This is a genomic window from Methylomonas sp. Uni0011, assembly GCF_056850255.1.
The window spans coordinates 464,997-489,685 of the sequence record NZ_JBVVNO010000001.1; the positions used below are offsets into that span (position 1 = coordinate 464,997).

General features: G+C 54.4%; 27 protein-coding genes. 15 read left to right on the top strand and 12 right to left on the bottom strand.

From position 1 onward, the window contains the following. Positions 1 to 9 precede the first annotated feature (9 nt). The 4 genes from AC0IM9_RS02100 to AC0IM9_RS02115 form a co-directional block, all read right to left on the bottom strand. Positions 10 to 693, bottom strand: a complete 684-nt coding sequence (locus AC0IM9_RS02100) for a hypothetical protein (RefSeq protein ID WP_140913272.1) — start codon at positions 691 to 693, stop codon at positions 10 to 12. A gap of 108 nt (positions 694 to 801) precedes the next feature. Next, the gene (rsfS, locus tag AC0IM9_RS02105; RefSeq protein ID WP_482802874.1) at positions 802 to 1,143 is read right to left on the bottom strand and encodes a ribosome silencing factor; all 342 of its coding nucleotides are present in this window, start codon (positions 1,141 to 1,143) and stop codon (positions 802 to 804) included. An 8-nt stretch (positions 1,144 to 1,151) separates the two neighbouring features. Further along, positions 1,152 to 1,787, bottom strand: a complete 636-nt coding sequence (gene nadD / locus AC0IM9_RS02110) for a nicotinate-nucleotide adenylyltransferase (RefSeq protein ID WP_482802875.1) — start codon at positions 1,785 to 1,787, stop codon at positions 1,152 to 1,154. After that, a complete protein-coding gene (locus AC0IM9_RS02115; RefSeq protein WP_482802876.1) occupies positions 1,788 to 3,044 on the bottom strand; it encodes a glutamate-5-semialdehyde dehydrogenase in 1,257 nt (418 codons plus the stop codon). A 298-nt stretch (positions 3,045 to 3,342) separates the two neighbouring features. Here AC0IM9_RS02115 and AC0IM9_RS02120 point away from each other — a divergent pair, with 298 nt between their 5' ends. From AC0IM9_RS02120 to AC0IM9_RS02140, 5 genes are all read left to right on the top strand, one after another. Further along, on the top strand, positions 3,343 to 3,495 hold the full coding sequence (locus tag AC0IM9_RS02120) for a hypothetical protein (protein ID WP_482802877.1): 153 nt from the start codon (positions 3,343 to 3,345) through the stop codon (positions 3,493 to 3,495). Positions 3,496 to 3,504: 9 nt separating this feature from the next. Beyond that, on the top strand, positions 3,505 to 4,029 hold the full coding sequence (locus tag AC0IM9_RS02125; protein WP_140913268.1) for a cupredoxin domain-containing protein: 525 nt from the start codon (positions 3,505 to 3,507) through the stop codon (positions 4,027 to 4,029). Next, positions 4,022 to 5,641, top strand: coding sequence for a b(o/a)3-type cytochrome-c oxidase subunit 1 (locus tag AC0IM9_RS02130; protein ID WP_482802878.1), 1,620 nt, complete (start codon positions 4,022 to 4,024; stop codon positions 5,639 to 5,641). The genes AC0IM9_RS02125 and AC0IM9_RS02130 overlap by 8 nt, the downstream gene beginning before the upstream one ends. A 2-nt stretch (positions 5,642 to 5,643) precedes the next feature. Further along, positions 5,644 to 6,291: a c-type cytochrome gene (locus AC0IM9_RS02135; RefSeq protein ID WP_482802879.1), complete on the top strand. Its 648-nt coding sequence runs from the start codon at positions 5,644 to 5,646 to the stop codon at positions 6,289 to 6,291. 75 nt (positions 6,292 to 6,366) lie between these two features. Beyond that, positions 6,367 to 7,158, top strand: coding sequence for an Aq_1264-related membrane protein (locus AC0IM9_RS02140; RefSeq protein ID WP_278212342.1), 792 nt, complete (start codon positions 6,367 to 6,369; stop codon positions 7,156 to 7,158). Positions 7,159 to 7,191: 33 nt separating this feature from the next. Here the strand turns inward: AC0IM9_RS02140 and AC0IM9_RS02145 are convergent, their stop codons facing one another. The 5 genes from AC0IM9_RS02145 to AC0IM9_RS02165 all read right to left on the bottom strand — a co-directional run bounded on the left by AC0IM9_RS02145 (position 7,192) and on the right by AC0IM9_RS02165 (position 11,759). After that, a complete protein-coding gene (locus tag AC0IM9_RS02145; protein WP_482802880.1) occupies positions 7,192 to 7,956 on the bottom strand; it encodes an inositol monophosphatase family protein in 765 nt (254 codons plus the stop codon). 89 nt (positions 7,957 to 8,045) lie between these two features. Continuing rightward, positions 8,046 to 9,338 carry an ammonium transporter gene (locus AC0IM9_RS02150; RefSeq protein WP_278212344.1) on the bottom strand — a complete coding sequence of 431 codons (1,293 nt, stop codon included), beginning with the start codon at positions 9,336 to 9,338 and terminating at the stop codon, positions 8,046 to 8,048. A gap of 134 nt (positions 9,339 to 9,472) precedes the next feature. After that, complete coding sequence (gene glnK, locus AC0IM9_RS02155; RefSeq protein WP_140913263.1) at positions 9,473 to 9,811, bottom strand: P-II family nitrogen regulator; 339 nt, start codon at positions 9,809 to 9,811, stop codon at positions 9,473 to 9,475. A 183-nt stretch (positions 9,812 to 9,994) separates the two neighbouring features. Beyond that, a complete protein-coding gene (locus AC0IM9_RS02160) occupies positions 9,995 to 11,398 on the bottom strand; it encodes an ammonium transporter (protein ID WP_140913262.1) in 1,404 nt (467 codons plus the stop codon). Positions 11,399 to 11,420: 22 nt separating this feature from the next. Beyond that, positions 11,421 to 11,759, bottom strand: a complete 339-nt coding sequence (locus AC0IM9_RS02165) for a P-II family nitrogen regulator (protein ID WP_064024325.1) — start codon at positions 11,757 to 11,759, stop codon at positions 11,421 to 11,423. 396 nt (positions 11,760 to 12,155) lie between these two features. Here AC0IM9_RS02165 and AC0IM9_RS02170 point away from each other — a divergent pair, with 396 nt between their 5' ends. The 7 genes from AC0IM9_RS02170 to AC0IM9_RS02200 all read left to right on the top strand — a co-directional run bounded on the left by AC0IM9_RS02170 (position 12,156) and on the right by AC0IM9_RS02200 (position 20,755). Next, on the top strand, positions 12,156 to 13,511 hold the full coding sequence (locus tag AC0IM9_RS02170) for a porin (RefSeq protein ID WP_482802881.1): 1,356 nt from the start codon (positions 12,156 to 12,158) through the stop codon (positions 13,509 to 13,511). 161 nt (positions 13,512 to 13,672) lie between these two features. Next, positions 13,673 to 15,082 carry a glutamate--ammonia ligase gene (gene glnA, locus AC0IM9_RS02175; RefSeq protein WP_140913261.1) on the top strand — a complete coding sequence of 470 codons (1,410 nt, stop codon included), beginning with the start codon at positions 13,673 to 13,675 and terminating at the stop codon, positions 15,080 to 15,082. A gap of 114 nt (positions 15,083 to 15,196) precedes the next feature. Then, complete coding sequence (locus tag AC0IM9_RS02180; RefSeq protein WP_482802882.1) at positions 15,197 to 15,973, top strand: exodeoxyribonuclease III; 777 nt, start codon at positions 15,197 to 15,199, stop codon at positions 15,971 to 15,973. 280 nt (positions 15,974 to 16,253) lie between these two features. Beyond that, the gene (gene glnL, locus AC0IM9_RS02185) at positions 16,254 to 17,309 is read left to right on the top strand and encodes a nitrogen regulation protein NR(II) (protein WP_140913259.1); all 1,056 of its coding nucleotides are present in this window, start codon (positions 16,254 to 16,256) and stop codon (positions 17,307 to 17,309) included. After that, positions 17,296 to 18,717: a nitrogen regulation protein NR(I) gene (gene ntrC, locus AC0IM9_RS02190; RefSeq protein WP_482802883.1), complete on the top strand. Its 1,422-nt coding sequence runs from the start codon at positions 17,296 to 17,298 to the stop codon at positions 18,715 to 18,717. The genes glnL and ntrC overlap by 14 nt, the downstream gene beginning before the upstream one ends. Before the next feature lie 146 nt (positions 18,718 to 18,863). Beyond that, a complete protein-coding gene (locus tag AC0IM9_RS02195; RefSeq protein WP_482802884.1) occupies positions 18,864 to 20,228 on the top strand; it encodes a P-loop NTPase family protein in 1,365 nt (454 codons plus the stop codon). A 26-nt stretch (positions 20,229 to 20,254) separates the two neighbouring features. Next, positions 20,255 to 20,755 (top strand): hypothetical protein, encoded by a 501-nt coding sequence (locus AC0IM9_RS02200; protein ID WP_482802885.1) that lies wholly within the window; start codon positions 20,255 to 20,257, stop codon positions 20,753 to 20,755. On the opposite strand, the gene AC0IM9_RS02205 is transcribed toward AC0IM9_RS02200, so the two are convergent. After that, on the bottom strand, positions 20,741 to 21,550 hold the full coding sequence (locus AC0IM9_RS02205) for a DUF2066 domain-containing protein (protein WP_260839365.1): 810 nt from the start codon (positions 21,548 to 21,550) through the stop codon (positions 20,741 to 20,743). The two genes, AC0IM9_RS02200 and AC0IM9_RS02205, sit on opposite strands and share 15 nt — an antisense overlap. Before the next feature lie 96 nt (positions 21,551 to 21,646). Here AC0IM9_RS02205 and purM point away from each other — a divergent pair, with 96 nt between their 5' ends. After that, positions 21,647 to 22,687 (top strand): phosphoribosylformylglycinamidine cyclo-ligase, encoded by a 1,041-nt coding sequence (gene purM, locus AC0IM9_RS02210; RefSeq protein WP_482802886.1) that lies wholly within the window; start codon positions 21,647 to 21,649, stop codon positions 22,685 to 22,687. A 157-nt stretch (positions 22,688 to 22,844) separates the two neighbouring features. Further along, positions 22,845 to 23,186, top strand: coding sequence for a zinc ribbon domain-containing protein YjdM (locus AC0IM9_RS02215; RefSeq protein ID WP_482802887.1), 342 nt, complete (start codon positions 22,845 to 22,847; stop codon positions 23,184 to 23,186). Here the strand turns inward: AC0IM9_RS02215 and AC0IM9_RS02220 are convergent. Continuing rightward, the gene (locus AC0IM9_RS02220) at positions 23,183 to 23,500 is read right to left on the bottom strand and encodes a hypothetical protein (RefSeq protein WP_482802888.1); all 318 of its coding nucleotides are present in this window, start codon (positions 23,498 to 23,500) and stop codon (positions 23,183 to 23,185) included. The two genes, AC0IM9_RS02215 and AC0IM9_RS02220, sit on opposite strands and share 4 nt — an antisense overlap. A 229-nt stretch (positions 23,501 to 23,729) precedes the next feature. Between AC0IM9_RS02220 and AC0IM9_RS02225 the strand changes: the two genes are divergently transcribed. Next, positions 23,730 to 24,113: a hypothetical protein gene (locus AC0IM9_RS02225; RefSeq protein ID WP_482802889.1), complete on the top strand. Its 384-nt coding sequence runs from the start codon at positions 23,730 to 23,732 to the stop codon at positions 24,111 to 24,113. Positions 24,114 to 24,206: 93 nt separating this feature from the next. On the opposite strand, the gene trmL is transcribed toward AC0IM9_RS02225, so the two are convergent. Beyond that, positions 24,207 to 24,689 (bottom strand): tRNA (uridine(34)/cytosine(34)/5-carboxymethylaminomethyluridine(34)-2'-O)-methyltransferase TrmL, encoded by a 483-nt coding sequence (trmL, locus tag AC0IM9_RS02230; protein WP_140912189.1) that lies wholly within the window; start codon positions 24,687 to 24,689, stop codon positions 24,207 to 24,209.

The following is a 24,689-nucleotide window of genomic DNA, read 5'->3' on the forward strand; positions in this document are numbered from 1 at the left end:
ATCAGACTGTTAAAGCGTATTAAAGAAGCCATTGAATAGAAAGTATTGCAGAAATCCGCGAGCACCGGTATTGACGATACCTTGCGCGTCGTAAAAGCCGGCGTCCAACAAAACGTCGTCCAGCAGGTTCGGTTGTTTAGAGAAACCGCTGACGTAATACAGATCATTACAGTCACGCACACCGCAAGCCAGATTGGCGGATGTGACCGTCGCTTCCTTATAACCCAATCGGGTAAACGGAACCTTATTTTCTTCCTGCAAACATTGATTGACGTTACCGGCACCGCCACTCATGCACCGGTAAAACCGCGGACTGAGTTGCAACTCCAATGTTGCTTTCAAGTTGTCCTTTACGGTGCGGTAATCCGAGGCGGCAGCGCCGCGTAGATAGGTATCGAGATAGACACGATAGGTTTCATCGCGCATCACTTTTGCGCCGACCGTATCGCCGTTGTCGAGCGGCTCCCGGTACAACTGGTCCGCCAAACCGCGGAATGCCTCAAGCTTGGCCGCCTGTTGCGCTTGCAACCAACGCTGGTTGACCGAAAGCCGACCGCTGTTGTCGAAACTGCTGAAACCGCTGGCGCGCAAGGTTTTAGTCTGCTGCACCGACTCCGCATTCTTGCCGCTCAGGCTGGTACACGCCGCTAATCCCAAACATGCCGCTAAACCGATTATTCGCAATGCTTTCATAAACCCTCCACTCTATGCCTGAGTCATCGGCAGAGCAGAATTATTCTTTAGGATCAGCCTGAAAGTTTAGCTCGACCCGGCAAGCAATTTGCTTACGCGCCGGCGAGGTCAGGCCCTGGCCGCATCGCCGGCTACCGACCACAACTTCTCTAATTGATAAAGTTCACGCGCCTGTCCCGTCATCACGTGTACGATCACGTCGCCCAAATCCAGCAAGATCCAATCCGAACTTTGGTCGCCTTCCATGCCCAAAGCTTGCAGCCCGCTCTCTTTCACCTTTTCGAGCACGTAATCGCACAACGATTTGGCATGCCGCGATGAGGTACCGGTAGCGATCACCATGAAATCGGTGATACTGGTCTTACCCCGCACATCGATGGTTTTGATATTCAGGCCTTTGCGGAGGTCGAGTTCGGTTTCGACCAGTTTCACTAATTCTGCTGATTGCATTCGAATTCCTATTGATCAGTAGTTGCTTGATAAAGTTGATGCTGACGGATCAAAGCAATAACCCGATCAGGCAATAAAAACTGCGGACTGCGGCCAGCCGCGATTAAACGACGGATTTCAGTTGCGGAAATCGCCAAGGCCGTTACCGGTTGGAAGAACACCCTTCCGGCCGCTTCGACGCTCAACACACCGGCATCGTCGACGACCCGCTGTTGCAAAAAAACCGGTAACGGCCCGGGTTGAAAACCGGGTCTGGTCATCACGACGATGTGGGCAAACTCGAACAGGTGCTGCCAACGGTGCCAGCGCTCCAAACCGGCAAAGGCATCGGCGCCGATGAACAGCACTAATGGCGTATCGCCCGCTAACTCGCTCCGCAATGCCGCCAAAGTATCGACCATATACGAAGGCCCGTCGCGCTCCAGCTCGCGCCTATCGGCGTAAAACCCAGGCGTATCCGCCACCGCGGCGGCCAGCATCTGCATCCGAATCTCGGCGTCGGCCTCGGGTTGGCCGCGATGGGCGGGCAGCCGGCATGGAATCAGGTGCAGGCGCTGCAGTTTGAACAGCTCCTTGACTTCCAACGCCGTGCGTAAATGGCCGAAATGGACCGGATTGAAAGTACCGCCGTAAACGCCGATCATTTACTGGCGAATATGGCCGTCGCCAAGCACGATGTATTTCAGTGACGTCAGGCCGTGCAATCCGACCGGTCCGCGGGCGTGCAGTTTGTCGGTGCTGATGCCGATTTCGGCGCCCAAACCGTATTCGAAACCGTCGGCAAAGCGGGTGGAGGCGTTGACCATCACCGAGCTGGAATCCACCTCGCGCAAAAAGCGCCGCGCCAAGGTGTAGTCCTCGGTGACGATGGCTTCGGTGTGGGCCGAGCTATAGGTATTGATGTGGTCTATCGCTTCGTCGATATCGGCCACGATCTTGATCGACAAAATCGGCGCCAGATATTCGGTATGCCAGTCTGCTTCGCTGGCGCGGACGGCCTGTTTCACTAAGGAACAGGTTTTCAGGCAACCGCGCAATTCGACGCCCTGCTCCGCGTATTTTTCGGCCAAAATCGGCAGCACCGCCGGAGCGATGCTCTCGGCGACGAGCAGGGTTTCCATCGCATTGCAGACGCCGTAGCGGTGGGTTTTGGCGTTCATCGCAATCGCTACGGCCTTGTCGATGTCGGCTTTGCCGTCGATATAGACGTGGCAAATCCCATCCAAATGCTTGATCACCGGGATCGTCGCTTCGGCGCTGATCCGCTCGATCAGGCTCTTGCCGCCGCGCGGTACGATCACGTCAACATATTGCTGCAGCCGGATCAATTCGCCAACCGCGGCCCGATCGGTGGTTTCGACTACCTGTACCACCTGTTCCGGCAGGCCGGCCGCGGCCAAACCCTTGGCGATGCAGGCGGCAATCGCCCGATTGGAGTGAATCGATTCCGAGCCGCCGCGCAAAATACAGGCATTACCGGATTTCAGGCACAAGGCCGCCGCATCGACGGTAACGTTGGGCCGCGACTCGTAGATGATGCCGATCACGCCCAAGGGCACCCGCATCTGGCCGACCTGAATACCGCTGGGCCGATAACCGAGATTGCTGATTTCACCCACCGGGTCGGGTAAGGCCGCGACTTGTTTCAAACCCTCGACCATCGCGTCGATGCGGGCCGGCGTCAGTTCCAGCCTATCCAACGTGGCCGCATCCATGCCGTTAGCCCGGCCGGCATCGAGATCCTTACGGTTTTCGCTGGCTAATGTGGCGCTATCGGCCTCGAGCATGGCGGCGATATTCAACAGCGCATTGTTTTTACGACCGCTATCGGCCTTACTGATCTCGCGGCCGGCGTGCCTGGCCTGTCGCCCTAACTGCTGCATATAGTCAGTGATGTTCATCTTGACAAACCCAGTCATTTGGAAAAGTCGGCCATTATACCAAGCCGAAGCCAAGCACCGCGACCATCGCGAAATACTGCAGCCAATACCGGGACCCAATACTGAGATTGATAGTAACTTTGGATTACAACCAATTAATTACATTGAATTTTCGCTTTCGATCCGACATGGGCTAAGGTTATGATTACCACAGCAATCGGCTGGTTAAGTCATCAGCAAGAATGACGGAGCCTGTGCTGTTCATGCCGTTGGTTGCCAACTCAATTCCTGTCATAAACGCATACAAAAAAGGAAGGATATGAACAATCTCACTGAAGAAGAACGCAAAAAAATCCTGGAGAGCTCGCCGGTCGGCACCTGGGCTTTGATGTTGATCGTCGGCGGCGGCATGGTGATTGCATGGCTGCTGATGTATTACGGGGTATTTCTTCCCCGCGGCCATGTCGGCTAGGAGGCTGCCATGCATATCGACCGACTGGAAAAAAGATGGGCCGGCATCGCCTTGGGCATCGCCGGCCTTTTTGTTGCGGTGATTCTGGGTTCCGCCTTGGTCCACGGTATCCACGCCCCGAGTAATGTGGAGACCATCGATTCGGCAAAACTGCATTTGTCCGCAGAATTTGCCGAAGACAAATTAGGCGCCAGTATCAACCCGGACGGCAGCGTCACGGTGCGGATGGTGGCCGGACGGTACGGCTTTTATCCGAAAACCCTGACCCTGCCGGCGGAAACCAAAATCACCTTTCGCTGGGTCAGTCTGGACGTGATCCACGGCGTGCACATCCCGATGACGAACATGAGCACGATGATCGTGCCGGGTTATGTCGCTCAAGTCCAAACCGAACTGCATCATGCCGGCGACTATCCGCTGCTGTGCAACGAATATTGCGGCATGGGCCACGCCCATATGTGGAGCAACATCAAGGTGGTCAGCAAGGCGCAATGGGAAGCGCTCAACAAACAAGGGGGAGCAAACCATGGATAACAGCGTAGAAAAAAAATTGGCGCTGACCCATTTCTGGGTCGCCTTCGCCGCCTTCGGCTTGGCCGCGGTGATGGGCTTGTATCAAGTCATCGAACGCAGCGGCTTCTTTAGCTTTCTGGAATCGCGCGAGGTCTATTACGCCTCGGTCAGTACCCACGGCGTGCTGATGGGCTTTGTGTTGACCACCTTTTTCATCATGGGCTTCGGCTATTACGTCGCCACCAGCACGCTGAAATTGCCGGTGTGGAATAAAACCTTCGCCTGGACCGGTTTCGGCGTAGCCTTGGCCGGCGTGGTCATGGCGGCGCTGCCCTTGCTATTTGGCCAGGCTTCGGTGCTGTTTACCTTTTATCCGCCGTTGAAGGCCCACCCGTTGTTCTATATCGGCGCCACCTTGTTGGTGGTCGGCTCCTGGTTCTGGTGCGTGTCGATGATCGTCATGTATATGCAATGGAAAAAGGCCAACCCCGGCGTACCGGTGCCGCTGGCGATGTTCGCCACCACCGGCAACGCCATCCTGTGGTTGTGGACCAGCGTCGGCGTCGCTGCAGAAGTGTTGTTCCAGTTAATCCCGTGGGCATTGGGTTGGATCGACACCATCGACGCCGGCTTGGCCCGCACCCTATTCGCCTGGACCCTGCATCCTATCGTCTACTTCTGGCTGATTCCGACCTACACCGCGTTTTACTGTCTGGTACCGAAACAAGCCGGCGGCTTTTTGTTCAGCGACGAAATGGCCCGCGCCGCCTTCATCCTGTTGGTGGTATTCAGCTTGCCTATCGGCTTCCATCATCTGTATATGGACCCGGAACAAGGCCACGGCTGGAAACTGCTGCACGCGGTCGGCACCTTCGTCGTGACCTTACCGACCTTCATTACCGGCTTCACCGTGATTGCCTCGCTGGAAATCGCCGGCCGTTTGCGTGGCGGCAAAGGCTTGTTCGGCTGGATCGCGGCGCTGCCCTGGAACAACCCGATGGTACTGGCCTTGATTCTGGGTTTGTTAATGCTGATCTTCGGCGGCTTCGGCGGCCTGATCAACGCCAGTTACGCCATGAACGCGATGGTGCATAACACCGCCTGGATTTCCGGCCATTTCCATCTGATCTTCGGCGGCACCACCATCATCATGTACTTCGGTATCGCCTATTACTTCTGGCCGGTGCTGAGCGGCAAACCGCTGTACTGCCCGTCGCTGGCGATCGCCCAGTTGTGGAGCTGGTTTATCGGCATGATCATCATGACCACGCCCTGGCACATTCTGGGCCTGCTCGGCCAACCGCGCCGGATCGACAGCGTGCACTACAACAACTTGTTGACGCTGTCCTGGGAACCGTATGAGGTGACGATGATATTCGGCGGCCTGATTCTACTGGGCTCAGCCGGTTTGCTGATCTATATCCTATATAAAACCCAAACCAGCCAGGAAAGCTATCAGGGCGAGGTCGAATATGCCGAACCGATCCACGCCGTCAAGGAATTGCCCGGCTATCTGAACAGCTTCGGCTTGTGGAACGCCATCATCGCCGTATTCATGCTGATTGCCTTCGGTTATCCGATTCTGCAATTTTTCTTGATGGAAACCTTTGGTTCAGGCAGATGGGGGGTCTGATCATGAAAAAACTGATACTCACTACAGTCTTGCTGTTGCCGAGCGCATTGGCGGCGCAACCTTCGTCGCAAGTGGCCTGGACCGCCGAGGAGCTGAATTTTGCCAAAGCCGGCAACCCACAGAAAGGCCAGGAACTGGCCAAAACCTGTGCGGCTTGCCATGGCGAAAACGGCATCAGCACGATGTCCGGCACGCCATCGCTGGCCGGCCAGCTACCGACCTACCTGTACAAGCAGTTGCGCGATTACGCCGACGGTAGCCGCGACAATCCGATGATGTCGGGCTTGGCCAAATCGCTAAGCAAGCAGGATGCGGCCGACTTGGCGGCGTGGTTTTCTACCCGGCCACCGGCATTCAAATCGCGCAGCCCGATGGTCTATGAACTGGCGGAAACGCTGGTTTCGCAAGGCAGCAGCGACCGGATTTTGCCGCCATGCGAAGTTTGCCACGGCGGTAACGGTCAAGGCCAGGAAATGGATATCCCGGCTCTGGCCGGCCAAAATGCCGAATATCTGGTCGCGACCTTAAAGGCTTTTAAAACAGGTAGCCGCCGTAACGACATCTACAGCAGGATGCGTTTGCTAGCCGAATCGCTCAGCGAAGACGAGATCAATGAACTAGGCTTTTTCTACCAAAACGTCAAAAAGTAACCAGGCTGGCCGGGCGGCCGCAAATCGCGGCCGCCCGTTCACGCCTGCTCCGTCAACTCAGCGACCGGACAACCTATGTCGACCGAACCCAATATTCCCGTTAAATATGCCTACAAAGGCGCGAATCTAGTCAGCTTCGGCACATGTATCAAGTTGCTGTTCACCGGCTATCTGGTCACCATCGGCGCCGGTTACTTGATGGCGCTGACCCAAATCTTGTTCACTCACGGCATGGCCGACGGCAAGTTCGGCTTGTCGCTGGACGACATCGTCTATAGTTACTACGGCGACCGCTCGGGTTCGGTAATGGAATCGAAACTGAACGGCTCGATGAAAATGAACGCACCGGACCAGGATCGGTTCAAGATTATCCAGTGGGTGCGCGACGGCGCCGCCGAAGCGTCTTACAACGCCGACATCAAACCGATCGTCGAAAAGAACTGCGTGATGTGCCACAACGCCAATGCGGGCTCGTTACCGGATTTTTCCAAATTCGAAAACCTGAAAAAGGTGTCCGAATCCAACGAAGGCGCCACCTTTGCCTCGCTGACCCGGCTGTCCCACATTCATTTGTTCGGCATCAGTTTTATTTTCATGTTCGTCGGCCTGATCTTTAGCTTCAGCACCGGCGTACCGTGCAAATACAAGTATCCGGCCATCGTCATGCCCTACTTGTTTTTGCTGGTCGACATAGCCTCCTGGTGGCTGACCAAGTTAAACCCGCACTTCGCCTGGCTGATCATCGTCGCCGGCGCCGGGCTTGGCATCTCCTTCGCCTTCATGTGGACCGTGTCGATGTACCAGATGTGGATCCTGGGCGGCGTACTGAAACAAGCCGACCGGCGCAATGCGGTATTGCGGGATTAGCCGATACCAAACCAGCCTGACCGTCACCGCTGGCTACATCAACGGCAAGATTTGATCGAGCAATTTGCCGTTGGTGGCCAGGATTTGTTTGGGAAACACGCCGGGATTGCCGGCGAAATCGGTGACGGTGCCGCCGGCTTCCATCACAATCAAAGCGCCGCCGGCGACGTCGTATAGATTCAGCTCCTGCTCCCAAAACGCATCGACTTGGCCATCGGCGACGGTGCATAAATCCAATGCCGCCGAACCCAGACGGCGTTGGCCGGTGGTAGCTTGGGCGATGCGGGCGAAACGCGCCAGATTGTTGTCGGTAAGATATTGGCGCAGGCAGGCAAAACCGGTCGAGACCATGCTGGCGCCGAGGTCGGTTTCGTCGGAGACCCGGATCGGTTTGCCGTTTTTCCAGGCGCCCTTGCCTTTCTCGGCGCAGTAATAGTCGTCTAAAGCAGGGCCGTAGACTACGCCCATGATCAGTTCGCCGTCGATTTCCAACGCAACGCTGATGCCCCAGAAATATTGGCCCTTGGAAAAGGAATGGGTGCCATCAATCGGATCGACGATCCAGCGACTGGTTTGATTGGCGGTCTGACCGCTCTCCTCGCCCCAGAAACCGTATTCCGGGCAATGTTCGGTCAGCGCGTGTTTCAGATAATTTTCGACGGCAACGTCGGCGTCGGTCACTAAATCGCGCGCGCTTTTTTTGTTGACGGCCAGATTGGGCAGATCGTTGAAATAATTCATCGCCACACTGCCGGCGGCGCGAATGATGGGTTCCAGAGCTTGGAGTGTGATTGGCATGGAAATCTCGGCTTAAAATAGCGGTAGCGGGGTGTTGGCACACCCCGCCTGTTGAGTCAGCCCGCTATTTTAACCCGCAATGCTGCAGTTTACAGATTGTGGTAGCCGGTCTCTTCGTGCAGCACGATATCCAGGCCTTGCTGCTCTTCATCGTCTGTGACCCGCAGACCGATCAGCACATCCAAAATCTTCAACAAGCCGTAACTGAAAACACCGCTCCAGGCGGCGGTCACCAGCACCGCCAGGGTTTGGATTGCCACTTGGTGACCGATGCTGACGCCGTTCAGCCCCAGCCCACCGAAACTCTCGGCCGCAAACACGCCGGTCAGAACGGAGCCGACGCAGCCGCCGACGCCGTGTACCGGAAACACATCCAACGAATCATCGATTTTCAAGCGACGCTTGACGAATTGGGTGGCATAGAAGCAGACGCCGCCCGCGACCACGCCGATTATCAAGCCGCCGATAGGCCCAACGAAGCCGGAGGCCGGCGTAATGGTGCCCAACCCAGCCACCATGCCGGTAACGATGCCCAACACGCTGGGTTTGCTATAGCGGAGCCATTCGATCGTCATCCAGGTCAAGGCGCCGGCCGCCGCCGCGATATGGGTCACGACAATCGCCATTCCGGCCGACCCGTCCGACTTCAGCGCACTACCGCCATTGAAACCGAACCAACCGAACCAAAGCATGCCGGCGCCGGTGACCACCATCGTCATATTGTGCGGCGGCATCGCCACGGTCGGAAAACCTTTGCGCCGGCCCAACACCAATGCCGCAACCAGCGACGCAACCCCGGCATTGACATGAATCACGATGCCGCCGGCGAAGTCCTTAGCGCCCAGCGCCGCCAACCAGCCGTTACCCCAAATCCAGTGGCAAATCGGCATGTAGACGAAAACCAGCCACAACCCGCTGAACCAGAGCATGGCCGAAAATTTCATGCGTTCGGCAAAGGCGCCGACGATCAGTGCCGGCGTGATGATCGCGAACGTCATTTGGAACATGAAAAACACGGTTTCCGGGATATCGCCGGTCAAACTGCGGATACCCATATCCGGCAGAAAGATCTTGGCGGCGCCACCCAGCCACGGCTGCCAATCGCCGCCGTCGGCGAAGATAAAGCTGTAAACACCGGCCAGCCAGAGCAAAGAAACCAAACAGGTAATCGAAAAACACTGCATTAACACCGACAGCACGTTTTTGCTTCTGACCAGACCGCCGTAAAACAGCGACAAGCCCGGTATGGTCATGAACAAGACCAACGCGGTGGAGGTGAGAACCCAGGCGGTGTTGGCCTGGTTTAATTCATCGGCGAACGCCGAAACGGGTAATGCCCAGGTGGAGGCGATGAGCGTTAACGCTCTTATAATTGTTGTCATGGTCTATCACGAATATTGTTGTGTTGTTTTTTGACGGGCTATAAACAACAAAATCGCCCTGGTCTACGTTTTACCCGCAGACCAGGGCGATTTTTGCCGATCTTACGCCCGACTTTCTGATTATTATCGGTGCATCAAATCGCGTCTTCCCCGGTCTCGCCGGTTCTGATTCGAATGATTTGCTCCAGATTGGTAACGAAGATTTTACCGTCGCCGATTTTGCCGGTATTGGCAGCCTTGACGATGGTTTCCACGGCTTGGTCGACAATCTGGTCGGCCACCGCAATCTCCAATTTCACCTTGGGCAGAAAATCCACCACGTACTCGGCACCGCGGTACAGTTCGGTGTGGCCTTTTTGCCGGCCGAAGCCTTTGACTTCGGTCGCCGTCACACCGGCCACGCCGATTTCCGACAAGGCCTCTCTAACGTCGTCCAATTTGAACGGTTTAATGATTGCTGTAATTAGTTTCATGCTATCCCCAAAAAATCGAATGGTTAACGTGCTGTTTCGTGACAGTTGCGGCCAATGATAAAGAATTCCGCCGCAACCTACAATTTAGCCAGCCGCGTTACTGACAAGACATCCCGAGCTAACTGAAACGGGCGACCTGTAATTGATCGCCCGTTCCCTCAAGCATTTCGGTACGCGTAGCAATTAACTGTGGTAAGCGGTCTCGCCGTGCTCGGTAACGTCCAGACCCTCGCGTTCGGTGGCTTCGCTGACTCGCAAACCCAGTGCCACATCGGCAATTTTGAAAGCGATGAACGATACGACGCCGGACCAGACAATGGCGACGCCAACACCCCAGGCTTGGCTGCCGAGCTGGGTCAGAATGCTATAGTCCGGTGCCGTAGCATTGGTAACGTAATCCCATACTCCGGAACCGCCCAACGCCGGACTGGCGACAACGGCAGTGCCCAGCGCGCCGATGATGCCGCCGATACCGTGCACGCCGAAGGCATCCAACGAATCGTCGTAGCTCAAAGCGTGTTTAAGGTAAGTGACAGACCAGAAACACACCGCGCCCACCACCAGACCCAGCGCGATTGATCCCATTGGACCTGCCCATCCGCAAGCCGGGGTAATTGCAACCAAGCCGGCTACCGCGCCGGAGGTGGCGCCCAACATGCTGGGTTTACCGCGTACCAGCCATTCTGCGGCCATCCAGGCCAGGGTCGCGGCGGCGGCGGCCAGCAGAGTGTTCAAGAACACCATCGCCGCCAAGCCGTTGGCTTCCAGGTTGGAACCGGCGTTGAAGCCGAACCAGCCTATCCACAGCAACGACGCACCGATCATGTTCATCGTTACGCTATGCGGCGCGATGAATTCTTTGCCATAGCCGATACGTTTGCCGATCATCAAACAACCGACTAGGCCGGCAATACCGGCGTTAATGTGCACCACGGTACCGCCGGCGAAATCCAGGGCACCTTTTTGGAACAGAAACCCGGCTGTAGCCCCGGCAGTTTCCGCCGCTGCGGCATCGGTGTATGCATCCGGGCCGGCCCAGTACCAAACCATATGCGCCATCGGCAGGTAGCAGAAGCTAAACCACAATACGGTAAACAGCAGCACTGCAGAGAATTTAACCCGTTCGGCAAAAGCACCGACAATCAAAGCCGGGGTAATCGCCGAAAACGTCAACTGGAACGCGACGTAAATATACTCAGGCACGTAAACGCCTTTGCTAAAGGTCGCCGCCATCGAATCCGGCGTGATACCGCTCAGGAAGGCCTTGCTGAATCCGCCGAAGAACGCATTGCCCTCGGTGAAGGCGATACTGTAGCCGTAGGTGGCCCACAAGATCGCCGTCAACGAGAAAATCACGAAAACCTGCATCAAAATCGACAGCATGTTTTTTGCTCGCACCATACCGCCGTAGAACAAAGCCAGCCCCGGAATTACCATCAACGCCACCAACACTGTGGCCACTATCATCCAAGCGGTGTCGCCTTTGTTAATCGTGGCTTGTACCGCCGGTGCAGCCGCTTCTTGCGCAAACGCCGCGCCGGATAGCCCAAACAGCGCTAACAGCGCCATGCTTGTTAAATATCTCATTGTTTGTTTCCCCATCTTGATGTTAAAGAGCTTCTTCGCCGGATTCGCCGGTTCTGATCCGAACCACCTGTTCCAGATTAGTGACAAAAATCTTGCCGTCGCCGATCTTGCCGGTATTGGCGACCTTGACGATGGCTTCCACTGCTTGATCGAGCAACGCATCGGCCACCGCAACTTCGATCTTGGCCTTCGGTAAAAAGTCGACGACGTATTCGGCGCCGCGATACAGTTCGGTATGGCCCTTCTGCCTGCCGAAACCCTTAACCTCGGTCACCGTTACGCCCGACACGCCGATATCCGACAGCGCTTCGCGCACGTCGTCCAGCTTGAACGGCTTAACCACCGCTGTGATCAGTTTCATAGTTCAACACCTCGTTGCTTCAGTTAGTAAAATCCCGAAACCGACGAAGCATGATGCATGCCACTATTTATGTCCGTGATTTATAAGCGGTTGTTACAAATCCCCCGCCGAAACCAAATAGATTCGCACTCAGATGGTGCATCCGGCACAGACATGCACCACCACGACCCATCTCTTCAAGCACAGACTCAAACATTGACGCTAAGTCTCTTCATCTGATTGATTAGTCTAAGCAAACTTCCTCCGCACCAAAATAAATCACAAAATCGGAATTGCACCGTTTAGGTTCAAAAAAACCGGAACAAACAAACGTATCTTATTGATTTTTTATTAAAATGAAATTGGCCCCAAAAATGCTATTCTTAATGCAGTAGTCACACACCAAGAGGTAAACCTATGAAAATAATCCTTCCATCACTCAAACTTACTGCGAACACTTCGTTGGCGGCCGTCATCGCGCTGTGCTGCGGTAGCGCCACCGCCGAAACCTGGAGCCAAGCTCCCGGTTTGCTCAGCGCAGCCGGCATCGATCCCAACGAAAGCAAATTCATGCAGGATCATAATCTGAAGTTGGGCGGATGGTTTAACGCCAGCATTGGCGCGAACATGAGCAGCAACGGCGATGGTTTTAACGGCCCGGTCACGTTCAACGACCGCAGTGGCGAATTCCAGGTCAACCAGTTCTACCTATATTTCCAAAAAGCCGTTACTGTCGGCGGCGATGCTTTCGATATCGGCGGACGAGTCGACGCCATGTACGGAACCGACGCGATTTTCACTCAAGCATACGGCTCCCCGGGATTTGATCCTAAAACGCTTGAAGCCAGCGAACGCGGCAGCTGGGATTTGGGCTTGAGTGGTAACGGCGAGCGCTTTTACGGCTTAGCCTTACCCCAGGCCTATGCGGAAATCAACCTGCCGTTTGGTAACGGTATCGACGTCAAACTCGGTCACTTTTACACCCCCATTGGTTACGAAGTCGTAACCGCGCCGGACAATTTCTTCATCACCAAACCTTATACGATGCAGTACGGCGAGCCTTTCACCCATACAGGGGTATTAGCGACCTATGCGTTCAATCCAAACTGGACCGTAATGGGTGGCGCCGTTACCGGTAGCAGCACTGGCGGCTGGGACGGTAACTGGGACCGCGATTTGGGTAACTGGGCCTGGCTGGGAGGCGTAACCTGGACTAGCGACGACGCAGGCACATCTCTAGCGATTACGTCTACCGCAGGCAAACGTGCCGAGCATGTTAACGATAGCAGGTCAATGTACAGCGTGGTCGGCAAACACAATTTCACCGACAAGCTGCATTACATCATTCAGCATGACCACGGCTTCGCCCAAAACATTTGGATACCAGCTGATGCCAGCGGCAACGGCGACGCAGAATGGTATGGCATCAACCAATATTTGATTTACGACGTCAACGACAAAGTATCGGCCGGTTTAAGAGCCGAATGGTTCCGCGACCACAACGGCATCAGAGTTTACGGCCCAGGCCGCTGCTACGCTGCATCCGCTAACCAAGGCGACAACTTCGCCTGCGGCGGCAACTACCTTGCCAGCTATACCCAAGAAGGCTCAAGCTACTATGCCGTAACTGCCGGCATGAGTTACAAGCCGGCAAAATGGCTGAATCTGAGACCAAACTTGCGTTATGACTTTACCGACGACGCCAGAGCGTTCGATAACGGCACTCGGCAAAGCCAGTTTCTGTTTACCGCCGATGTGGTCGTGACTTTCTAAGCTCTACCCCGCTCGCCGACAAGCAATCACAAGACGCTTCCAGGGTGATTTAGGCACGCTGGAAGCTTTGATTTTTCTGGCTCTTGTTAGCAATTGATGCTATGGTAAGCGCCGGTTTTTTAAACCTAAAACAATAACCATCCACTAGGAGATTTTGGCCGATGTCAGTAGATAACGTACTAAAAATGATTCAGGAAAACGACATTAAATTCGTCGATTTCCGCTTCTGCGATACCCGCGGCAAGGAACAACACGTCACTTTCCCTGCGCACACCATCGACGAAGACACCTTTGAAGAAGGCAACATGTTCGATGGCTCTTCCATCGCCGGTTGGAAACACATTAACGAATCCGACATGATTCTGATGCCGGATCCCAGCACCGCCAAAATCGATCCGTTCTTCGACGACAAAACGCTGATCTTGCGTTGCGATATCATCGAACCGAAAGACATGCAAGGTTATGCCCGCGACCCGCGTTCCATCGCCAAACGCGCAGAAGCTTACATGCAATCTACCGGCATCGCCGACACCGCATTGTTCGGCCCTGAAAACGAATTCTTCATTTTCGACGACGTACGCTGGAGCGCCGGCATGGGCGGCTGCTCTTACCAAATCGACTCCGAAGAAGCCGGCTGGAACTCGGAAAAAGTTTACGAAAACGGCAACATCGGCCACCGTCCTGGCGTAAAAGGCGGTTATTTCCCGGTTCCGCCAGTCGATTCATTCCAAGACATGCGTTCCGCCATGTGCTTGGTGCTGGAAGAAATGGGTCAAACCATCGAAGTGCACCACCACGAAGTGGCCACTGCCGGTCAATGCGAAATCGGTTCCAAATTCAACACCCTGGTTAAAAAAGCCGACGAAGTGTTGGAATTGAAATACGTCATCGCCAACATCGCTCACGCTTACGGCAAAACCGCTACTTTCATGCCGAAACCACTGGTCGGCGACAACGGCAGCGGCATGCACGTCCACCAATCTCTGGCCAAAGGCGGCGTCAACCTGTTCACCGGCAACCTGTATGGCGGTCTGTCAGAAACCGCTCTGTACTACATCGGCGGTATCATCAAACACGCTAAAGCCCTGAACGCGATTACTAACGCGTCAACCAACAGCTACAAACGCTTGGTACCAGGCTTCGAAGCACCTGTGATGCTAGCTTACTCAGCACGTAACCGCTCTGCGTCCATCCGGATTCCTTACGTCACCAACCCAAAAGGTCGCCGTATCGAAGTCCGATTCCCTGACTCCACCGCTAACCCATACTTGGCATTCTCCGCCATGCTGATGGCCGGTCTTGACGGTATCCAAAACAAAATTCACCCAGGTGAAGCGATGGATAAAGACCTGTACGACTTGCCGCCAGAAGAAGAAAAAGCCATCCCGCAAGTGGCCTTCTCTTTCGATGAAGCTCTGGATGCTCTGGACAAAGACCGCGAGTTCCTAACCCGCGGCGGCGTATTCACCGACGACGTGATCGACGGCTACATCGAACTGAAAAAACAAGATGTAACTCGCCTGCGCATGAGCACTCACCCGGTTGAGCTGGATATGTACTACAGCCTGTAAAGGTTAAGCCTGTCTCGCGCAGGCCGAAACCGGCTCAAAACCCCGCAAGCTTCAAGGCTTAGCGGGGTTTTTTATGTCGCTCGTTACGACCGGAACCCATCCCAAAGTATCCCCATGCTTCGCATTATTTCCGCCAACTTGAACGGCATTCGCTCCGCTGCCAACAAAGGTTTCTACGACTGGCTGGCAGACCAAAACGCCGATTTCGTCTGCTTACAAGAACTCAAGGCCCAAGCCCAAAACCTGACCGCCGAGATGTTAAGGCCCGCCGGGCTATACGGTTACTTTCATTACGCCGAGAAAAAGGGTTACAGCGGTGTCGGCATCTATAGCAAGGTGCCGGCCGATACGGTCATCGAGGGCCTGGGCCACCTTGATATCGACAGCGAAGGCCGTTATCTGGAAATTCGAGTCGGCAATCTATCGATTGTCTCGCTGTACCTGCCGTCCGGCTCCAGCAGCGCAGAGCGCCAGGCTGTCAAGTTCAGTGTCATGGAGCGTTTTCTTCCGCATTTAGCCGACTTGATCGGCAGCGGCCGCGAAGTCGTCGTGTGCGGCGACTGGAATATCGCCCACCGCCCGGCCGATTTAAAAAACTGGCGCGGCAATCAGAAAAATTCCGGATTTTTACCGGAAGAAAGAAACTGGATGACACAGGTGTTGGCAGAACTGGGTTGGGTAGATACCTACCGTTATTTGTATCCCGACGCCACAGACGAATGTTACACGTGGTGGAGCAATCGTGGCCAAGCTTGGGCCAAGAATGTCGGATGGCGCATCGATTACCAGATCGCCACTCCAGGAATCGGCAACAAGGCAGCCGCAGCGCAGATATACAAACAACAGCGGTTCAGCGACCACGCACCGCTGACCATTGACTATCGACTCTGATCGGCCACAAGGCAACTCAACAGCATCAACCTTGTTATTTAAGTCGCACCGAGATGATCGGTAACCCCCTCCCAAGTCCAGTTAGCCTTAAAAGCCGGGCACCCTGAAAACCGGCGACCGCAATACAGCGCACCACTTTGGTGCTTTTGCTCCAGCATATGCACTAAAATAAGCGCACCATAGGCAACTTCGCCCGGCAAGGTGCATCCGCCCTGAGAATCCGGACATTGGCGTACATATTGCTTTAGCTAAACAGGACTTTTAAGGATATCCGTTTCCAGTGCACAAAAAAATACTCGATCACTTAAACGAAGCAATCCTGCTGTTCGATAAGGATTTGCGATTAATCTACATTAACCCGGCAGGCGAAATGCTGTTAGCAGACAGCGCCAAGCATTTGCTTGGCCACACGGCGCACAAACTATTCAAAACCGCACACAGCAGCTTGTTTAATGAATTATTGCCGCGTCTGTACATGCTGGAACCCCTGGTCGATAGAGAGCTGATCCTAGAACGGCTTAACCAGTCGATTACCGTAAATCTCAGCGCGACGCCGTTACTGGAAGACGGCGAACTCAGCGAGATATTAATTGAGCTACAGCAAGTGGACCGCCATCTGCGCATTACCAAGGAAGAGCAATTGCTGGCCCAGCAAAACACCAGTCGGATGCTGGTCCGCGGTCTGGCTCATGAGATCAAGAACCCGCTGGGCGGGCTGCGCGGTGCGGCGCAATTGCTGGATTTGGAGTTACAAGACCCGGAATTGAAGGAATACACCCAAATCATCATTGCCGAATCCGATCGCTTGCAAGACCTGATGGACAAAATGCTGGGCCCGAACAAGCCGGCGAATAAGAGCCAGCTGAACATCCACGAAGTCCTGGAACGCGTCCGCCACCTGGTTGCGGCGGAATCGACCAAAGGCATCGTCTTGGAAACCAACTACGACCCCAGCATTCCAGAGATTTTCGCCGACAAAAACCAGCTGATTCAGGCGATTCTGAACATCGTCCGCAACGCGGTGCAAGCGTTACAGAGCGACGGCGAGATCACCATCAAGACCCGGGTGCAACGGCATATGACGATCGGCCGTAAACGCTACCGGCTGACGGTAAAAATAGACATCATCGACAACGGCCCCGGCATCAAACCCGAGCTGATGGGACAAATTTTTTACCCGATGATCACCGGCCGCGCCGAAGGAACCGGGCTGGGGCTATCGATCGCGCAATCCTTGATCAATCAGCACAACGGCCTGATCGAATGCGAAAGCGAACCCGGCCACACCGTGTTTTCCATCTACCTACCCTTGGAGCAAAATCATGCAAATTCCTGACAAGGTCTGGATTGTCGATGATGACAAATCCATTCGCTGGGTACTCGAAAAAGCCTTACAGAAAGCCGGCGCCAACACGCAGAGCTTCTCCAATGCCGGCGATTTGTTGAAATCGCTGCCCCACGGCTTGCCGCACGTGTTGATAACCGACATCAGGATGCCCGGCATGGACGGTTTCGAACTGCTGCGCAACATTCAAAACAGCTACCCCGAGCTGCCGGTGATCGTGATGACCGCGCACTCGGATCTGGAAAGCGCGGTATCGGCATTCCACGGCGGCGCCTTCGAATACCTGCCCAAACCCTTCGACGTTACCGAAGTCGTCGAAACCGTACAGCGCGCCTGCGCCCACAGCCGGCAACGTCATAGCGATAACATTCAGGAACAGGAAAGGATGCAGGAGACGCCGGAAATCATCGGCGAGGCGCCGGCGATGCAGGAGGTATTTCGCGCCATTGGCCGTCTGGCCCGTTCGCACATTACCGTGTTAATCAACGGCGAATCCGGCACCGGCAAAGAGTTGGTAGCGAAGGCGCTGCACCGCCACAGCCCGCGCGCCGACCAGCCTTTCATCGCCTTAAACATGGCGGCGATTCCCAAGGACTTGATGGAGTCGGAACTATTCGGCCACGAAAAAGGTGCCTTTACCGGCGCCCAAGCCCGCCGCATCGGCCGTTTCGAACAGGCCAACAACGGTACCTTGTTTCTGGACGAAATCGGCGACATGCCGGCCGAATTGCAAACCCGGCTATTGCGAGTGTTGGCGGATAACGAGTTTTATCCGGTCGGCGCCCACACCTCGGTCAAGGTCAACGTCCGCATCATTGCCGCCACCCACCAGGATCTGGAGGCACTGGTCGCCCAAGGCCGGTTCAGGGAGGACTTATTTCACCGTTTGAATGTAATCCGCATCCATATTCCGCCGTTGCGCGAGCGGCGGCAGGATATCGGTTTGCTGATGCGGCATTACCTCTACCAAAGTGCGAAAGAGCTGAACACCGAGATCAAAGTATTGCGACCGGATACCGAAGCGTTTCTGAGTTCCTTGCGGTGGCCGGGCAACGTCAGACAATTGGAAAACATTTGCCGCTGGCTCACAGTTATGGCATCCGGCCGGGAAATCCATATCGAGGATCTACCGCCGGAGCTCAGCCAGAGCCACGCCGAAACCAGCGTAAATGAGCCCGGTAACGGCGACTGGGAAAACCAATTCAAAACCTGGGTCAAACAACAGCTCTCGTCGGGTAAAGTCGATATCGCCAAACATGCGATTCCGTCGGTGGAAACCTTGTTAATCGAGGCGGCGCTGAACCATACCCACGGCCGAAAACACGAAGCGGCCTTACTTCTGGGTTACGGCCGTAATACGCTGACGCGCAAAATCAAAGAGCTGGATATCAAGGAATAAGCCACCGCGCCCGACTCGTACATCCCGCATCCTCCCGGACCTGCCGTTGCTGGGGCGGCAGGTTTTTTTACTCCGATTAAAGCCTCGGTGTATACTCCCGCCGTCTGATGAACACCCCACAACTAGTAGAATAAGGTTCATGTATCATGGCGGAGAAAACGGTAAGCAAGCACCTGATCAATCTCGAGCGGCAATTCGCCGCCAACGACCCGATATTGCAGAAAACCGCAAAAATATTTCAGGACTTGGATGAAATCGAGTTCGAGCTGGGCCTGATCGACAACGACGAAACCACTGCGCGCAAAACCAGTTGGTGGCCTATCGTCAGCACCCTGGGCGGCTACTCACCAGCCAAATCCGAAGTCATCAACCGCTATCTTGGCGTGCAACTGAATACCTCTCGCCACAAATTCACAGTACTACAATATACGCCGCAAGCGACCACAGCCACTTTACCGGGTACCGCGCTGGACGCCGACCACCGCCTGCCGTTTTACCAGATCAGCCGCGTACTCGAACAAACTGCGACTGGAGAGGGCGGTAAAATCAACGCTTATTTGGAGCTAGTCACCGCCAATAGCGCCAAATTGAAAAACAAATTAGTCATAGACGCTCCGGTACTGAACCCCAATCAGGAATCCCAGATTTCGGCTTTGTTACGGAATTACGTAATTGGTATTTCGGATCTGGTTTTGGTATTTACGGATTTGTTCGAAGCCGACGCCGAATTGATCAAAGACACCCTCAGTACCATCGTTGCCCATCAGGATTCAAATAAGTTTCTGTTTGTCGTCGATCATTCCGAGATCAGTATCGACCCAGCCAAAAGCCAGGAAATTGCCGCGTCCTGGCAACGCCGTTTAGCAAACCTTGGCATCCACACCGGCCAGTTTGTGGTGCTCTCGCAATCCGGAGATACCACCCCGTTCGATCATCGGTTCGCTAACATCAACAACGACCGCTCTTACCGAATTTTGGATTCGCTGGAAAACAGCATCCTCGCTATCGATCAAGTGATAATGCCTGAAGTGGAAGAAGCGCTGAATACCTGGAAAGAGCGCTCCAATGCTTCGAGCTTGATCGTGTTGAGCTTCATTATCATGCTATTGCTGTTTGCCGAAATCGCAGTCGGCATACTCGACTTGGTATTCGACCCCATCATCGGCCCGATCATGGTCCTGGCTTTGCTCGCGATCATGACGCCACTGCATATGATTGTCAGCCGGGTTAATGCCAAATTCGTCATAAAACAACTGCTGAAGCGTCAAGCTCAACTCAACTTGAGCGAAGATCTTGTCGGCTTATTCGAGAAGAGCCTGGGATTCTGGAGAACTTTGCTGCCGATCACCGATCCAGTCGGCAGAAACAAAAAGAACCGGAAACGCCTGCTCGGCCTGATTGAGCAGAGCAAGGATCTGATCCAAGCGCTGAACGACCAGTTCAGCCACTTACAACAACAGGATTACCGAGGCCCTTACGACGCCTACCCGTATTCCGAAACGGAAGAATAAACCACAACTGTTAGGACACCGAGACGATGGACATCATCAGACAGTATTTTCCGCTGTGCTGGCTCAATGTCTCGGTCCTCAATCTGCCGGCCTCACCTCGTTTCTTTAAGCACAATCTGATTTTCTATTTCTCAATCGTGTTCTTCGTCCAATTCAACATGGTTGACGATATCGATTCGATTTTCGAGGTGATGCTGGAGACTTTGCTGACTTTAGCCTTTATTGCGCTGGTATTGCTAACCAACGGCACTTTCGGCGATTTTATTAAAGTGTCGTCGGCGATATTGTTCTGCGAGAACGTAGTGGCGCTGTTCCTGGCGCCAATTCTGTTTTGGGTGACCGTTGCCGAAGATACGCCCAGCTACATGACGCTAAGCTTGTTTTTACTGTGGGACTTGATCATTATCGGCAGGATTTTCAAAGACGCTTTGCGCATCAACAATACGGCCGGCTTGGTGATGTCTCTTTTCTATTTTTTGATCAGCTACGGCGGCGCCTACGGCCTTTACAGCTTATTGATTGGCTGACGGCTTAACGCCGTAATAATTGGACAGCACTCGATAAGCGCCTTCGGCGCCGGTAACGGCGGCCGCTTTCAAAGGCAAGCATTCGCCATTCCACTGCTTGATCTTACCGTCGAAATAAAACGCCCACTCGCCTTGCCAGCAACCGCCTTTTTTGGCGATGCGCCCGGCCATGACCGAGGTCACTTCGTAACGTGCGGAAACGGCCAACAAATTGCGCGAATCGGCACTGAGGACTTCGCTAACCGAAATCTTTTGCTGCTCTTCCAGATCCAACATCGGATAAATCATCGGAATACCTTTGATTTTGGCGGCAAAGGCCAATGCGCTTTCCACTTCCGGCATGGCGTCGGCGTTATAAAACTGGCGTACGCCGTCTTCGTCGACTACCAGCCAGACCAAGGTTTCCGGCCGGATCTCACTCCAGATCCCGACATGGCTATCGCGCATGACTTGCATCAATTGATCTTCGTCGAATTGCACCCGAATCAAGCGCGCCTCATTGTCCGGTTGCTCGTCAGCCGCAATCAGCGAAAATTGCGATTGTTTGACATAGTTTTGCGCACTGGCCAACGCTTGCTGCACCGCCGGAATTTTGGAAATGTCGTCCGCTACCAACACCCGGCTCAATACCGCATACATAGCCTGTTTGATAGCTTGCAGCCTGTCCTCGGCCGATTGGCTGCGGGCCACCAGTTCGATTTCATAAAGTCCCTTGACCTCAACGGCATCGGCAGTTACGACTCCGCCCAACAAACCCCATACCAGCAAGCCCCAACTCACGGATTTACGTTTCATAAAAACCTTGCTCACTCGCCTACCCTGACTCAGCATTAATTCGGAATATAGTACAATATCGGTCGTTTCAACCTGAACTTTAACAAGAGGCCAACATTGAGCGAACAACAAGACCGCCTGGATTACAAGAGTGCCGGTGTCGATATCGAAGCGGGCAACGCTTTGGTGGAACGCATCAAACCCATCGCTGCCAGAACCCGTAATGCAGGCGTGATGGCCGGCCTTGGCGGCTTTGGTTCGCTATTCGAATTGCCTCTGGACCGCTACAAACAACCGGTACTGGTTTCCGGCACCGACGGCGTCGGCACCAAATTGAAACTGGCCCTGGATTTAAATATCCACAACAGCGTCGGTATCGACTTGGTGGCAATGTGCGTCAACGACATCGTCGTGCAAGGCGCGGAACCGCTGTTCTTTCTGGACTATTTCGCAACCGGCAAATTGGCGGTCGATACCGCAGCCAGCGTTATCGAAGGCATAGGCCTGGGTTGCGAGCAGGCCGGCGCCGCTCTGGTCGGTGGCGAAACCGCGGAAATGCCGGGCATGTACGCCGATGGCGACTACGACTTGGCCGGCTTTTGCGTCGGCATCGTCGAAAAAGACCGCATCATAGACGGCAGCTTGGTTCAAGCCGGCGACAAACTGATCGCCCTGGCCGCTTCCGGTCCGCACTCGAACGGCTACTCGCTAATCCGTAAAATTGTGGCACGCAGCGGACTCGCCTGGACCGACGAGGTAAACGGCAGACCGCTCGGCGAGACCTTGCTGACCCCGACCCGGATATACGTCAAACCGCTGTTGGAGTTGCTAAAAACGATTCCGGTCCATGCCATGGCCCATATCACCGGCGGCGGTATCACCGAGAACTTGCCGCGAGTATTGCCGGAAGGCCTGCAAGCCAATATCGACCTGAGCAGTTGGCAATTGCCGGAAATCTTTCAGTGGCTACAGCAACAAGGCAACGTTGCCTTGGAAGACATGCTGGTGACATTCAACTGCGGCATCGGCATGATCGTTTGCGTCGCCGCCGCCGACGAAGCGGCCACGTTACAAATATTGCAACAGCAAGGCGAAACCGCATTTACCATCGGCAAGATTGGCGTGGGCAACGGCAAACCACACGTTAAATACCGCTGACCAATCGATGCCGCCGCTGGCAGTGATGTTTGCTGGCGCGGCACCCGCCCCTGCGCAGGCCACACCGAAGCACGGCCTAGGCCAATCTGCAACAGGCACAGGACTACCTCAACACGGCTGTGCTCAGCTTTTATCAAGAACGGAACGACCGAAATCAATGAACGACTTACCCAATTGCCCGCAGTGCGGGTCCGAATACACCTATCACGACGGTAACAATTTCGTCTGCTCGTTATGCGCTCACGAATGGACTCAGGACCCCGCCGACGCCCATAGTGACGACCTCAAGGTCATCAAAGACGCCAACGGCAATCTGTTGCAAGACGGCGACACGGTCACCGTAATCAAGGACCTGAAAGTTAAAGGTTCGTCGCTGGTGGTCAAAGTCGGCACCCGTGTCAAAAACATTCGCTTGGTCGAAGGCGACCACGACATCGATTGCAAGATCGACGGTATCGGCGCGATGAAGTTGAAATCCGAATTCGTTAAAAAAGCTTAATTCGGCCGGTCAAATCGAGTTGTGACGCGCAAAAAAAACGCCCTGCTTGGATTTCCAACTAGGGCGTAATGTCCACACTTGAGAACAGGTAGGAGTAACAACACACGCTTTAGTTGAAGCAAAGTTAATGCCAAGTCAAAAACACGTCGCTCCAAGCCTTTTTTCGCTCCTTTGCGCGATGAATCAACTCGGAAAACGCACCAAAACCACGCAATTCCGGGCAAAATTGCACCAAAAACAAGCTTCACCGTGAGCCGAATCGCCAAACTTGTCGAACCGATGTCGATCAGCCTCCACCATTCGGTCGAATACATGTTCGGCAGCTCTCCGATTAGGCTATTCCGACAGTCAATAAATTTCGCTTGCCCTTGACTGCTGAACAGGGCGGAGTGTTCGCCGCTTCGGCCTTAGACGCGCTCTATCCGCCTGGAGCCTCAGAGATGGCCTAGCCCAGTTTTACAGCCCGCCACCTATTTGGCAGGGCAATTTGTACAGCACCAGCGTGTTAAATTACTATGTGGGAAACAACCGACGAGGACAATAATGACCAAAACCGAAGCCATTCTGAACAAGGGCCAACCGCTTTTCGAGGACAATTCCTACATCCTGTTGTGGACCAAATTTTTGGGCCTGGGCCTGTTAGCCTTCACCTCTTACTACGTTTACGACAAACAGAAGAAGCTGCTGATCAAACTCAACGGCCGGGAGAAAACCTATCTAATGGGGGTGTCTTATTACTTGACCAACCAGCACGGACTCAGCCCGAGAGCGGTAATCGAAAATACCAGCCTGTTCAAAGATATCTGCCGCGCGATTGCCGACCGCAAAGGCGGATTTTATCAAAACTTGTTTTCCGAAAAATCTAAAGACCAAGCCAAGAATTACGCGGCGCAAACCTATCGGAAACACAAGAACGGTAAAAACTAGGATTTGGTACCGGTTAGAATCCCGGCTTATATGCTCGCCCAACTCAGTCTCAACTCGCCGAACTAAAATCAGGAAACGGACCGAAGCCGGCAGTTAAGGTAAACGCGGCTTGATCACAGCGTCCGGGAAGCCCAACTGCTTCATCGCTTCGTAAAGTACGATTGCGACAGTATTGGAGAGATTCAGACTACGGCTTTCCTGACGCATCGGCAGATACAATTGGTACTGGGCCGGATGTTCGGCGAGGAACGACATCGGTAAACCGCGAGTCTCCGGACCGAACAACAGCGCGTCACCCGATTGAAAACGGACTTCGCTGTATACTTCCGAACCCTTGGTGGTCAACGCGAACAACCGTTTGGGCCTGATTTTTTCGACGTAATCCGCCAACGAAGCATATTGGCGAATACTCACCCATTCGTGGTAATCCAGCCCGGCTCGCCGCAGCCGTTTGTCGTCCAGATCGAAGCCCAACGGCTGAATCAAATGCAGATGTGCGCCCGTATTGGCACAAAGCCGGATAATATTGCCGGTATTGGCCGGGATCTCCGGCTCGAACAGAACGATATCCAGCAT